Raw genomic sequence first — 13,574 nt, 5'->3', positions numbered from 1 at the left:
CCGAGTATAACGCTATCCATAGACCCGAAAACCACCACGTACGCCGTCGGCAATACCCGCCAGACGAGCTAACCGGGCCCCCTTCCAACATGGAGACAAGCATGTCCGACCGCGCCCCCAGCGCCGAACGCGCTGCCTATTACGAACACATCGGTCACAACCACATGGCCCCGCTGTGGGAATCGCTGCACAGTCTGGTGCCGCCCCAGCCGCGCCCGCGCGTTGTACCCGCCATCTGGAAATACAACGAAGTGCGCCCGCTCGTGATGGAAGCGGGCCGCGTCATCAGCGCCGAAGAAGCCGTGCGTCGTGTGCTGATTCTGCAGAACCCCGGCACGCCGGGCTCGTCGAGCATCACCGGTTCGCTCTATGCCGGTCTGCAACTGATCCTGCCGGGCGAAATCGCGCCGAGCCATCGTCACACGCAATCGGCGCTGCGCTTCATCGTGGAAGGCAGCGGCGCATGGACGGCCGTCAACGGCGAGCGCACCACGATGCATCCGGGCGACTTCATCATCACGCCGTCGTGGACGTGGCACGACCACGGCAATCCGGCCGATGGCGAGCCGGTCGTGTGGCTCGACGGCCTCGACATCCCGCTCGTGCAGTACTTCGACGCCGGTTTCGCCGAGAACTACCCCGAATCGCAGCAACCCGTGCAGCGCCCCGAGGGCGACAGCTTCGCGCGCTACGGTTTCAACATGCTGCCGGTGCACCATAAGGTGAGCGACCCGACGTCGCCGATCTTCAGCTACCCGTACGCCCGCTCGCGCGAAGCGCTCGACACGCTGTACCGCAACGGTGAACTCGATCCGTGGGACGGCATCAAGCTGCGCTACGTCAATCCGGCGACCGGTGGCTGGCCCATGCCGACGATGGCAACGTTCATGCAATACCTGCCGGCCGGCTTCCAGGGCAAGACCTATCGCAGCACCGATGCAACGGTCTTCTCGGTCGTCGAAGGCCGCGGCACGGTACGCATCGGCGACGACGTGTTCCAGTTCGAGCCGCGCGATCACTTCGTGGTGCCATCGTGGGCACCGGTGCAACTCGCCGCGCTCGACGACGCCGTGCTGTTCAGCTACTCCGACCGCCCGGTGCTCACCGCGCTGAATTTGCTGCGCGAGTCGCGCACCTGAGCGAGATCCGACGATTTGACGACCTCACGCGTGCGCCACGCCTGCGTGGCACGCGCGAGGTCATCGCCCTTCCCCTTAATTCGCTGAGTCAATCACCATGTCCTACGTCTTCACCCCGCCCGCCGTCGTCGGCATTCCCGTTGTCGGCAGCAACGACCAGTTCGCCGTGCGTCGCGTGTACTGCGTCGGCCGCAACTACGCCGCCCATGCCCGTGAAATGGGCTTCGATCCGGACCGCGAACCGCCGTTCTTCTTCTGCAAGCCGGCCGACGCCGTGCTGCCGGTCGCGTACGGCGACACGCTGGAACTGAAGTACCCGGCGCAGACGAGCAACTACCACTACGAAGCCGAACTGGTCGCCGTGATCGGCAAGGCCGGCTCCGACATTCCGCTCGATCAGGCACTGGAACACGTCTGGGGTTACGCCGTCGGTCTGGACATGACGCGTCGCGATCTGCAAATGAAGATGCGCGAGATGGGCCGCCCGTGGGAAATCGGCAAGGCCTTCGATGCATCGGCACCGATCGGCCCGATCCATCCGGTCTCTAGCGTCGGTCACGTCGAAAAGGCCGCGATCTCGCTGACCGTGGACGGCGTGCAAAAGCAAAAGAGCGACGTCACGCATCTGATCTGGTCGGTCGCCGAGACGGTCTCGTACCTGTCGCAATTCTTCCGTCTGGAACCGGGCGACCTGATCTACACGGGCACCCCGGAAGGCGTCGGCCCGGTCAAGGCAGGCGAGACGATGGTCACGGCCGTCGAAGGTCTCGGCGAGATCACGGTGCGCGTGGTCTGAGGCAACGGTCATGCAGCTCTACAGCTTTTTCAACAGTTCGACGTCGTACCGCGTGCGTATCGCGCTCGCGCTCAAGGGACTCGCGTTCGACACCATTCCGGTGAACATCCGTGTCGGCGAGCATCGCGCACAACCCTATGTCGACGAAGTGAACGCCTCGGCCACCGTGCCCGCGCTGGTCGATGGCGACGTATCGCTCGGCCAGTCGCTCGCGATCATCGACTATCTCGACGCGAAGTATCCGCAGTCGCGTCTGGTGCCGCAGGACATCGAAGCGCGCGCCCGCGTGCTCGAACTGTCAATGCTCATCAGTTGTGACATCCACCCGGTGAACAACCTACGCATTCTGAAGTATCTGCAAGGGCCGCTCGCTTTGTCGGCCGAGCAGAAAGATGCGTGGTATCGCCACTGGGTCGCAGAAGGCATGGCCGGAGTGGAGCGTCTGCTGGTGAAGTACGGACACGGCGCGTGGTGCTTCGGCGACACGCCCACGCTGGCCGACGTCTGCCTGATCCCGCAGATCGCCAACGCCCAGCGCATGGGTTGCGATCTGTCGGCGTATCCACGGGCTATGGCGGTGTTCGCGCAGGCGGAAACGCACCCGGCGTTTCTTGCAGCGGCACCCAACCGTCAACCGGATTACTCGGTGTGACGCACGCGCAGCCGGGGTGCTGACACGCCCCCGGCCGCACGTGCCGGAAGTGAATGAAAAAGCAGGAGGGCAGGCACTGCCCGAGGAGACAAGCATGACGCAACCCCATCAACCCAAAGCGCTGGTCGTCGGCGGCGGCATCGGCGGACTCGCCGCTGCACTCGCACTCGCCAATCAGGGCGTGCAGATCGAACTGCTGGAACAGGCCGAGACCATCGGCGAAATCGGTGCAGGCATCCAGTTGGCGGCCAACGCCTTCGCTGCACTCGATGCCCTTGGCGTCGGCGAGGCCGCGCGCGGACGCTCGGTCTTCACCGATCACATCACGCTGCGCGACGCCATCGATCGCAGCATCATCGCGGAAGTCGACGTCGGCACGCCGTATCGCGAGCGCTTCGGCAATCCGTACGCCGTGATCCATCGCGCAGACATTCATCTGTCGATCCTCGAAGCCGTACAACGCAATCCGCGAATCCAGTTCCGCACGGCAACGCGCGTTGTGTCGCTGGAGCAGGATGCGAACGGCGTCACCGTCATCGATCAGCACGGCGAGCGTCACACGGCCGACGCCGTGATCGGATGCGACGGCGTGAAGTCCGCCGTGCGTGCCGCACTGATCGGCGACGAGCCGCGCGTGACGGGCCATGTGGTCTACCGCGCAGTGGTCGACGTCGAGAACATGCCGCAGGACTTGCAGGTCAACGCGCCGGTCGTATGGGCCGGCCCGAACTGTCACCTCGTGCACTACCCGCTGCGTGGCGGCAAGCAATACAACCTCGTCGTGACCTTCCATAGCCGTGAACAGGAAGTATGGGGCGTGCGCGACGGCAGTAAAGAAGAAGTGCTGTCGTACTTCGAAGGCATCGACGCGCTGCCGCACCAGATGCTCGACCGTCCGACGTCGTGGCGTCGCTGGGCCACCGCCGACCGTGACCCGGTCGCGCAGTGGAGCTTCGGCCGCGCGACCATCCTCGGCGACGCGGCGCACCCGATGACGCAGTACATCGCGCAAGGCGCGTGTCAGGCCCTCGAAGACGCCGTCACCCTCGGTGCCGCCTATACGGCTGCGAACGGCGACTTCACCGAAGCCTTCCGTCGCTACGAACACGCCCGCATTCCGCGCACCGCACGCGTGCTGTACGGCGCGCGCGACATGGGTCGCGTCTATCACGCCAAGGGCGTGGATCGCTGGGTGCGCAACTCGCTGTGGAAGGGCCGCACGCAGACGCAGTTCTACGACGCGCTGCAATGGCTGCACGGCTGGCGTGCCGAGAACTGCCTGTCGCAAACCCCGTGGCTGGCCGACGCATGATCGGCTGAGCGCAATACCCCACGCGGAACAAAAAAATTCCACCGCGTGGACCCGTCGCGCGACGCTTGCCTGTTGCCGCGCGACTTCTGGCACCCTAGAGGAGACACCCCATGCCAGCGAATCCCATCAACGTGACGGCGTTCATCGACCGGCATCGCATCTCGCCGTTTCAGATGATGATCGTCGTTCTGTGCTTCCTGATCGTCGCCATCGACGGTTTCGATACCGCCGCCATCGGTTTCATCGCCCCCGCGATTCGTGCCGAATGGTCGCTCACGCCCGCGCATCTCGCCCCGTTGTTCGGTGCGGGACTTGCCGGTCTCATGGCCGGTGCGTTCCTGTTCGGCCCGCTCGCCGACAAGCTCGGACGCAAGACCATCCTGATCTTCTCGGTCCTCTTCTTCGGTGTCGCGAGTCTCGCCTCGGCCTGGTCGATGGATCTGTGGCACCTCATCGCGCTGCGCTTTCTGACGGGCCTCGGCCTCGGCGGTGCCATGCCGAACGCGATCACGCTGACGTCGGAGTACTGCCCCGACTCGCGCCGTTCGTTCCTCGTGACGACCATGTTCTGCGGCTTCACCCTCGGCTCGGCCCTCGGTGGCCTCGCCTCGGCAGGCCTGATCGAAGCTTTCGGCTGGCGTTCGGTGCTGATCGTCGGCGGCATCATGCCCATCGTGCTCGGCGTGATCCTGATCCGTGCACTGCCCGAGTCGGTGCGCTATCTGGTGATGGCGGGCAAGTCGCCGGAGCGCGTGGCCGCGTCGCTGCAACGCATTGCGCCGCATGAGGATCTGCGCGGTGCAACGTTCAATGTGGCGATGAAGCCGTCGACCACGTCGCCGGTGCGCCATCTCTTCACGCCCGAGTTGCTGCGTGGCACGTTGCTCTTCTGGGTGACGTTCTTCATGAGCCTGCTGGTGATCTATCTGCTCTCGAGCTGGCTGCCGACGTTGCTTCGCACCAATGGCCTTACGCTGCGTAACGCGGCCATCGTCACCGCGATGTTCCAGGTGGGTGGCACGCTCGGGGCCATCGTGCTCGGCTGGTTGATGGACCGTTTCAATCCGCATTACGTGCTCGCGGCCGCCTACGTACTGGCTGGCGTATGCGTGGCCGCCGTCGGCCCGCTGGCCAGTTCGCCGGTGCTCGCGTCGGTGGCCGTGTTCTGGGCCGGGTTCTGCGTCTCGGGCGGACAGGTCGGCGCGAACGCGCTCTCCGCCGAGTTCTATCCGACGGATTGCCGTGCGACCGGTGTGAGCTGGGCGAACGGTGTCGGGCGTTTGGGGTCGGTGGTCGGCTCGGTCGGCGGCGCATCGATGCTCGCCATGGGCTGGTCGATGCCCGCGCTGTTCGCCGCCATCGGCGTGCCTGCGGTGCTGGCTGGCTTCACGATGCTGACGCTCGGGCGCATTCGCCATCGTCAGGCCGTGCTGGCCGTGGAAGCCGCTGCATAACACTGCAAACGCTGCATAAGCTTGTGCGGATCCAGCGCGCAATCCGTCGCGGATAGGGATAGAGTGTCGACTGACGGCGAATCGAGGTGCCTGCACACCCGTCGCCGTCGGTCCAAATTCCTCTGACGGAGATTGAAGGTGTCGCTGCCCCCCTTGCTGGTCATCATCCCGATGCATCCCGAGCAGTTGTCCGAACTGCAAACCCGTTTCGAAGTGATTTACCGCCCGAGCCACCATCCGACGCCGGAAGGCTGGGGACCTGACGGGGAGCGCGTGCGTTTCGTGCTCACCAACGGTTCACGCGGCATGAGCGCCGCCGAGCTGACACACCTGCCCAACGTCGAGCTGGTCAGCGCACTGGGGGCCGGTTACGAGAATCTGGACATTGCGGCGATGCGCGCGCGCGACATCGTGGTGGTGCATGGCGCAGGTGCCAACGCACCGACCGTGGCGGATCAGGGCTTCGCCCTGTTGCTCGCCGCGATTCGCCGTATTCCGGAATATGACGCGGCGTGCCGCAAGGGCATCTGGCGCGACGCGCTGCCGATGCAGCCGGGTGTGGCCGGTAAGAAACTCGGAATCGTTGGTCTGGGCGCGGTCGGCCGTCAGTTCGCCAAACGCGGCGAAGGTTTCGACATGCAGATCGGCTACCGAAACCGCAACCGTCGCGACGATCTCCCGTCGCACTATCAATACTTCGACAGCGTGACGGCACTGGCCGAATGGGCCGACATTCTGGTGGTGACGGCACCGGGCGGCGCAGAGTCCCATCACATGATCAACGCCGACGTGTTGCGCGCGCTCGGCAAAGACGGCTTTCTCGTCAACCTGGGACGTGGCAGCGTCGTCGATACCGCAGCGCTTGCCGACGCACTTCGCAACGGCGTGATAGCTGGCGCAGGGCTGGACGTCTACGAAGGCGAGCCGTCGCCGCCCGCAGCACTCATCGACTTGCAGAACATCGTGCTGAGCCCGCACGTGGCAGGCCGCTCGCCGGAAGCGGAAGCCGCCACGCTCTCGATGTTCATGGAGAACACCCGCCGCTATCAGGCGGGCGAACCGGTGATGACGCCGCTGTGAGCCGCTGACCCAAGCGCCATGATTCAGTGATTATCGAGCCCGTCGATGCTTCGCACGGGAGACGGCGAGAGCGTCTCGCCGTCATTGACGGGCTCGAACTCGATGCTGCTCTTGGCGCTGCCCGTCGCGAAAACGGTATCGCAAGTCGGGCACTTCACTTCGGCATCCGAATGGAGATAGTCGTGGAGCGCCTGTACGGTCGGCTCACTGGCCGCCACGGCGAATCGGGACTTGCAGGTCGGGCAAACGACGAAACCGGTATGGATCGACAGCATTGTCAGCCTCCTGAACGGTCATCATGGAACGCAGTCGATTCTACAGCCAGTCGGTACGTCGGGGTCTCACGCGGGTTGCGTCGTCGCGAGCGTCTCGGTCATCGCGTTCGTTGGCCGCCACACCAATCGTCGGCTCGGCATGCGGTTCACGTTCACCCGCTTGCACATCTTGCGCATGATGCGCATGCTGCACCGGGTCGAAGTCGCGCCATTCGCCGCCTTCCCACACACCATTCGCCTGTTCGATCTCTGCGACGCCTGCATCGCGCAGCACGGCAATCGCCGTATCCGCCGTGGATTCGCTGACGTGCGTGGCCAGCATCACCCCGGCATCGCGCATACCTGCTTGCTTTGACGACACGCGCTCACGACTTTGCATGCGGCGCAAAGCGCCGAGAAATGCGCCCAGATAGGCCCCGGCCATCATGCCGACGACAGGCACGAGCCAGAAGCGCCAGATCGCGACGTAGAGCAACGCCCCCAGCGCAAGCCCGAACGCGCCACCGGCGATGATGCCCTGTGCCGCCCCCCGGCTCGCCGGGCGCGCCGCAGCATCGGCGTCGACATCGCCGCCCATCGGAAACTTCGCGTGCTGGCCAGTGGGATTCAGAAAGAACACCGACACGTCTGACGGCCGAAACGACCGGTCGTACAACCGGCTCGCCACCAGATTCGCCTGATCGAACGTCGTGAATCGCCCTGCCACGATCATCGCCATCGCCTATCTCCCTTTGCTGATGTCATGCATCGATTCCAATGGGATAAGCGTCAGGCCGCTTCGTTTCATCAAGGAATCCTTATGGCATGGCCGTCGGCATTGAGAAAATCAATGCATGGGAACCCGGCCTGCCCTGCAAGAATCGCAACATTACCCCCTCATTGGGAGCATCTATGGCTCGCGCAATCTGGAAGGGTGCCATCAGCTTCGGACTGGTCAACGTGCCCGTCACGCTGTTTCCTGCGTCGACGACACACAAGCTCGATCTCGACTGGCTCGACAAGCGCACCATGTCCCCGGTCGGCTACAAGCGCGTGAACAAGGAGAACGGCAAAGAGGTGCCGCGCGACCAGATCGTGCACGGCTACGAGTACGAGAAGGGCAACTATGTCGTGCTCAGCGACGACGAAATCCGCTCGGCCAACCCGACCGCGACGCAGACCGTCGACATTCTGGCGTTCGTCGACGCGACAGACGTCTCCTTCATGTATCTCGACACGCCGTACTACCTCGTGCCCGAGCGCGGCGGCGCGAAGGCCTACGCGCTGCTGCACGCGGCGCTCATCAGGGCGGGCAAACTCGGCATTGCACGCGTGGTGATGCACACACGCGCGCATCTCGCGGTGCTCGCACCGGCCGGCGACGCGCTCGTGCTCGACACCCTTCGATGGCAGGACGAGATGCGCGATCCGGCCGAGGTCGGGCTGACAAAGGAGAAGTTGCAGAAGCTCGCCGCGCCCGGCGAGCGCGAACTGGATATGGCGATCCGGCTGATCGACGAGATGTCCGGCCCCTGGCGTCCCGGCGACTATCACGACACGTTTCAGGATGACCTCAAGGCGCTCATCGACCGCAAGATCGCGTCCGGCCAGACACGCGAAGTCGCGCAAATCGAAGCGAGCGCACCGAAGCTGGCGAGCAATGCAAACGTCACCGATCTGATGGCGCTGCTCAAGCAGAGCCTCGGGACGAAGGGTAAGCGCGACGCCGTCACCGTCGAAGCGCAGGACGTCGAGGAGAAACCTGCGAAGGCGCGCAAGTCGACAAACGCGTCCGATGGCAAGACAGGTAAGAAGACGGCGACGAAGAAGGCTGCGACCAAGCGCACCGAGTCGGCCAAGTCCACCAAATCCAAGTGAGCGCGACGATGCCCAGACGCGCCTCAGGTCAGACGACCAAGACAACGAAAGCGAGAGCAACGAGCAGTCGAAAATCCGCCGACCCGCTCGCGGCGTATGACGCGAAACGCAACTTCTCCGCGACGCCCGAGCCACGCGGTAAGCGTGCGGCCCGCAAGCATGCGCTGCGATATGTCATCCAACGACATGACGCCAGCCATCTTCACTACGACTTCCGTCTCGAACTCGACGGCACGCTGCGTTCGTGGGCGCTGCCGAAGCAACCGAGTCCGGACGTCAGCCGTCCGCGACTGGCCGTTCAGGTCGAAGATCATCCGCTCGCTTACGCCGACTTCGAAGGCGACATTCCTGCGGGCAACTACGGTGCGGGACACGTCGACATCTGGGATAGCGGAGTCTGGATACCCGACGGCAACGCATCGCGCGATTATGCGCACGGCAAGTTGTCGTTCACATTGCAAGGTCAGCGACTCAGCGGTCACTGGACGCTGGTGCGCACCGAAAAACCCGCGCGTCAGCCGCAATGGTTACTGATTCACCGGCATGACGATGGACATGCGTCACCGCACGCCGAGCCACCGACAGCGAAGCCTGCAACGTCACGTAAATCTTCGGTGAAACCGCCCGATGAGATGCGTCCGATGCTGGCGACGCTCGTCGATCAGGCGCCGTCATCGGAAGGATGGCACGCCGAGTTGAAGCTCGATGGCTATCGCGTCCTCATCCGCATCGCAGGCAGCGACATTCGCGTCTTCACACGCTCGGGGCAAGATTGGACGCACCGCTTCCAGCCCGCAGTCGCCGCCTTGCGCGAGCGCGGCCTCCCGAATGCGTGGCTCGACGGCGAGGCCGTCGTCACGAACGCGCATGGATTGCCGGACTTTCAGGCGTTACAACGAGCGTTCGACGAGGACACCCAGAGCGCCATCGTCATTTACGTCTTCGATCTGCCGTGGTGTAACGGACAGGATCTGCGCGATGCGCCCTTGCACGAACGTCAGACGAGGCTCGCGAGCGTGTTTGAAGGCAACGAGACGGATGCCGTTCGGGTCCTCCAACCTGTCGCAGGCGATCTCGGTTCGCTCTGGCACGGCGCATGCGAAGCGGGCCTCGAAGGCATCATGGTCAAGCGCGACGACTCGACCTACGTCGACGGTCGCAGCGACGCGTGGCGCAAGCTCAAGTGTTCGCAGCGTCAGGAGTTCGTCGTGGTGGGGTTCACGGAGCCGTCCGGTTCGCGACAGGGCTTCGGTGCGTTGCTGCTCGGTTATTACGACGACGATGGCGAGACGCTGCGCTATGCGGGTAAGGTCGGCACCGGCTTCGACACCGAGGCGCTGCTGCGCATGCGCAAGCAACTCGACGCTGTCGAGACGCCTCGCCCTGCCCTGTCTCCTGCGCCGCGTCCGGGGGGACGAGCGCTTGTGCACTGGGTGCGTCCGATGCTGATCGCAGAAGTTCGCTTCGCCGAGTGGACGCGTGACGGTCACGTGCGTCAGGCCGCGTTTCACGCAATGCGCACCGACAAACCGGCGAAGGAGATTCGCCGCGAAATTCGACGTGAAACGCACCGCAACGGTGCCGTCAACTCATCGAAGGAGATGCCGTCCATGCCGAAAGCTGCGAGTACCGCCCGGTCGAAGTCATCCGCCCTTTCCGTGAAAATCACACACGGCGAACGCGTGATGGATACGCATTCGGGCGTGACGAAAGTCGAGCTTGCCGAGTATTACGACGCCGTCAGCCAATGGATGCTCCCGCACCTCGCCGACCGGCCGGTCGCTGTCTTGCGCGCACCGGAAGGGATTGGCGGCGAGATGTTCTTCCAGAAGCATGCCGCGAAGACGATCACCGGCGTACGCATGCTCGACACGTCGCTCGACCCCGACCACGAACCGCTTATGCAGATCGACGATTCACGCGCGCTCGTCGGAGCCGTGCAGATGGGTTCGGTGGAGTTCCACACGTGGAATGCGCGTAGCGATCTGATTGAGCGCCCCGATCGGGTGATCTTCGATCTGGACCCCGGCAAGGGGGTGACATTCGCGCAGATTGTAGAAGGCGCGCAACTCATTCGCGGGTTGCTGGACGAACTCGGGCTGAAGGCTTTCGTGAAAACGAGCGGTGGCAGGGGGCTGCATGTGGTGACGCCACTGGCGAGGCGTCACGAATGGGACTTCGCGAAGGGGTTTGCAGAAGCCGTCGCAAAGCATATGGCGCACGTTTTTCCCGACCGATTTACGGCAACGATGGGACCGAAGCATCGCGTTGGGAAGTGCTTCATCGACTATCTGCGCAACTACCGGGGGGCGACAACCGTGTGCGCTTATTCGGCTCGGGCGCGAGAAGGCATGGCGGTATCGATGCCAATCCACTGGGAGGAATTGTCCGATTTGCCGGGTGCCGACGCCTGGACCGTGCGCAATGCCCTCGACCGCCTCACAGCATTGAAACAAGACCCGTGGGCCGAGTACGAGGAGGCATCGCAGCAGCGAGTGACGAAGAAGATGCTGGATCGGTTGGGAGATTGAAGTTACCGTCTCGGCGCGCCCACATCCCCATCCTGTAACCACCGGCGCTTATCTCGCAACGGCGCTTCGCCGAAGACGCGGGCGTACTCGCGGCTGAACTGCGACGCGCTTTCGTAACCCACCGCCTGCGCAGCCGACGACACGGCAACGTCTGCCACGAAGATCAAACGACGTGCTTCCTGCAAGCGCAATTGCTTCTGATACTGCAACGGACTCATCGCCGTCACCAGCTTGAAGTGGTGGTGCAGCGACGAAACGCTCATATGCACCTCCTGCGCCAGCGACTCCACACGCAACGGCTCTGCATAATGGTCGCGCAACCACCGCACCGCATTCGCGATCCGGTTCATCTGGCTGTCCTGCATCACCATCTGACGCAACAACACCCCCTGCCCGTTCATCAGCAACCGGTAAATGATCTCGCGCTTGATCATCGGCGCAAGAATCGGAATGTCGCGCGGAGCGTCGAGTAGTCGCAGCAGACGCAGCACCGCGTCCAGCAACGCGGCATCGAGCCGATTGACGTACAACCCACGCCCGCACGGCGACGGGGCCGGTGGCGGCAGATGCTCGTCACCAATCAACGATGTGACGTCATCCGCCACCAAGTTCAGACGCATGCCCAGATAAGGCGATAGCTCACTCGCCCCGGACACCTGCGCCACCACCGGCAAGTGCACGGACGACACCATGTAATGCATCGGGTCGTACGCGTAGTGCGCTTCGCCGATCTGCAAACGCTTCTCTCCCTGCGCGATCACCGCAAACGCGGGTTGCTGCAACGCAGGCTTCGGGCCACCCGGATGCAGGATGCGATGCACCATCAGACCGTCGACGGCCGTGGGCGCTGTGCCTTCCAATCCGTGCGTCGCACGTTCGAGCAGATACACCAGTTCCGCGCGGGCGGCGCGCGACGGATCGTCGGCGTGACCGTCTTGTGGCGACGTGTCGTGAAGCAACGCCGGTGGCGATGTTTTGACGAGATGCATGGCAAGTCCTCGATTCTGGCCGGCCGTCTTCAACCTCCCAGGCCGCAATGAACCGAAGCATACGCCTGTCATAAAAAATTGCCCGATCCTCCGCCACCACATCCACACGATCAGGCATGAATTCCGGAGAATTCGGCAAGATTCACCTCGTGCGACCGATCATTCGATGACAAACCACGACAGTTACGTGTCACGTTACCGCCATGTTCGGCAACGCTTTCCCGCCGAATGGCCGCCCGCACAACGCCCGCCATCGCATCCGATTGCAGAATCAGGCAGGAAATGTGCAGGAACAGGTACTGCTTGCCTGATGCCCCGCGACGCATAATGCATCCCATCCCGTGCACACCGTCCCCCTCATCGACGGTCCCCTGCGACGGGCAGCTACTCAACGGAGCGATGCAATGCGACAACGGAAACTCGGCAACACCGGCCTCTTCGTCTCGGAACTGTGCCTCGGCACGATGACCTTCGGCGGACAAGGCGACATGTGGAGCAAGATCGGCCAATTGCAGCAGAACGATGTCGACGCGCTCGTCGGCCGTGCGCTCGACGCAGGCATCAACTTCATCGACACCGCCGACGTCTATTCGGAAGGCCAGTCGGAGACGCTCACCGGACAAGCCCTGCGCAATCTAAACGTGCCGCGCGACAGCGTGGTCGTCGCCACGAAGGTCTTTGGCGTCACCGGCGCACAGGGCAGCAACTCGCGCGGCCTGTCGCGCTATCACATCATGGACGGCGTAAAGGCAAGCCTCAAGCGCCTGCAACTCGATCACATCGATCTGTATCAGGTGCACGGCTTCGACCCGGTCACGCCCATCGAAGAGACGCTCAGCGCGCTCGACACGCTGGTGCGTCAGGGCCACGTGCGCTACATCGGCGTTTCGAACTGGGCCGCGTGGCAGATCGCCAAGGCGCAGGGCATCTCGGCACGGCTGAACCTCGCAAGCTTTGCGTCGCTTCAGGCGTACTACACGGTCGCTGGGCGCGATCTCGAACGCGAAATCGTTCCGATGCTGCGCAGCGAAAACGTCGGTCTGATGGTGTGGAGTCCGCTCGCAGGCGGCCTGCTCTCAGGCAAATACACGCGTGACGGCAAGACGGAAGATGGTTCGCGCCGTCAGAGCTTCGACTTCCCGCCGGTGAATGTCGACCGGGCTTACGACGTGATCGATGTGATGCGCGGTATCGCCACCGAGAAGGGCGTGTCGGTCGCGCAGATCGCGCTCGCCTGGTTGCTCGCGCAGCCGGTCGTCTCGACGGTGATCATCGGCGCCAAGCGCGCCGACCAGCTCGACGACAACATCGCCGCCACGCGTGTCACGCTGAGCGAGCGCGAACTGTCGGCGATCAACGCCGCGAGCGCACTGCCCAGCGAGTATCCGGGCTGGATGCTCTCGCGTCAGGGTGATCCGCGTCGCGCGCAACTCGCCGAAGCGGGTCTGCTGTAAGCCATCGGCATCGAACGTCTTCGGCGTTCGGCATG

Annotated in this window: 12 protein-coding genes; 9 read left to right on the top strand and 3 right to left on the bottom strand. The window is 63.8% G+C overall.

Going from position 1 to position 13,574, the window contains the following annotated elements; genetic code table 11:
• Window positions 1–101 precede the first annotated feature (101 nt).
• The 6 genes from gtdA (at window position 102) to PAQ31011_RS09035 (ending at window position 6,433) form a co-directional block, all read left to right on the top strand.
• A complete protein-coding gene (gene gtdA / locus PAQ31011_RS09060) occupies window positions 102–1,139 on the top strand; it encodes a gentisate 1,2-dioxygenase (RefSeq protein WP_150575484.1) in 1,038 nt (345 codons plus the stop codon).
• Window positions 1,140–1,236: 97 nt separating this feature from the next.
• Entirely contained in the window at window positions 1,237–1,935 is a 699-nt protein-coding gene (locus PAQ31011_RS09055) for a fumarylacetoacetate hydrolase family protein (RefSeq protein ID WP_046290737.1), read from the top strand.
• Between the two features lie 10 nt (window positions 1,936–1,945).
• The gene (maiA, locus tag PAQ31011_RS09050; RefSeq protein WP_150575483.1) at window positions 1,946–2,587 is read left to right on the top strand and encodes a maleylacetoacetate isomerase; all 642 of its coding nucleotides are present in this window, start codon (window positions 1,946–1,948) and stop codon (window positions 2,585–2,587) included.
• Window positions 2,588–2,681: 94 nt separating this feature from the next.
• On the top strand, window positions 2,682–3,899 hold the full coding sequence (locus tag PAQ31011_RS09045) for a 3-hydroxybenzoate 6-monooxygenase (protein ID WP_150575482.1): 1,218 nt from the start codon (window positions 2,682–2,684) through the stop codon (window positions 3,897–3,899).
• 110 nt (window positions 3,900–4,009) lie between these two features.
• Window positions 4,010–5,353, top strand: coding sequence for an MFS transporter (locus tag PAQ31011_RS09040; RefSeq protein ID WP_150575481.1), 1,344 nt, complete (start codon window positions 4,010–4,012; stop codon window positions 5,351–5,353).
• 138 nt (window positions 5,354–5,491) lie between these two features.
• Entirely contained in the window at window positions 5,492–6,433 is a 942-nt protein-coding gene (locus tag PAQ31011_RS09035; RefSeq protein WP_150575480.1) for a 2-hydroxyacid dehydrogenase, read from the top strand.
• Between the two features lie 23 nt (window positions 6,434–6,456).
• Here the strand turns inward: PAQ31011_RS09035 and PAQ31011_RS09030 are convergent, their stop codons facing one another.
• A complete protein-coding gene (locus PAQ31011_RS09030) occupies window positions 6,457–6,708 on the bottom strand; it encodes a hypothetical protein (RefSeq protein ID WP_150575479.1) in 252 nt (83 codons plus the stop codon).
• 40 nt (window positions 6,709–6,748) lie between these two features.
• Entirely contained in the window at window positions 6,749–7,426 is a 678-nt protein-coding gene (locus PAQ31011_RS09025; RefSeq protein WP_246179449.1) for a hypothetical protein, read from the bottom strand.
• A gap of 173 nt (window positions 7,427–7,599) precedes the next feature.
• Between PAQ31011_RS09025 and ku the strand changes: the two genes are divergently transcribed.
• Complete coding sequence (ku, locus tag PAQ31011_RS09020) at window positions 7,600–8,565, top strand: non-homologous end joining protein Ku (protein ID WP_150575478.1); 966 nt, start codon at window positions 7,600–7,602, stop codon at window positions 8,563–8,565.
• Window positions 8,566–8,573: 8 nt separating this feature from the next.
• A complete protein-coding gene (gene ligD, locus PAQ31011_RS09015; RefSeq protein WP_150575477.1) occupies window positions 8,574–11,096 on the top strand; it encodes a DNA ligase D in 2,523 nt (840 codons plus the stop codon).
• Between the two features lie 2 nt (window positions 11,097–11,098).
• On the opposite strand, the gene PAQ31011_RS09010 is transcribed toward ligD, so the two are convergent.
• Entirely contained in the window at window positions 11,099–12,085 is a 987-nt protein-coding gene (locus tag PAQ31011_RS09010; protein ID WP_150575476.1) for an AraC family transcriptional regulator, read from the bottom strand.
• Window positions 12,086–12,489: 404 nt separating this feature from the next.
• On the opposite strand from PAQ31011_RS09010, the gene PAQ31011_RS09005 reads away from it, so the two are divergent.
• The gene (locus PAQ31011_RS09005; RefSeq protein ID WP_150575475.1) at window positions 12,490–13,539 is read left to right on the top strand and encodes an aldo/keto reductase; all 1,050 of its coding nucleotides are present in this window, start codon (window positions 12,490–12,492) and stop codon (window positions 13,537–13,539) included.
• Window positions 13,540–13,574: the final 35 nt, after the last annotated feature.

This window comes from Pandoraea aquatica, assembly GCF_902459565.1.
In the GTDB taxonomy this organism is placed as follows: Bacteria; Pseudomonadota; Gammaproteobacteria; order Burkholderiales; family Burkholderiaceae; genus Pandoraea; species Pandoraea aquatica.
The sequence above is the reverse complement of the archived record's forward strand: the minus strand, read 5'-3'. Positions and strand labels throughout refer to the sequence as shown.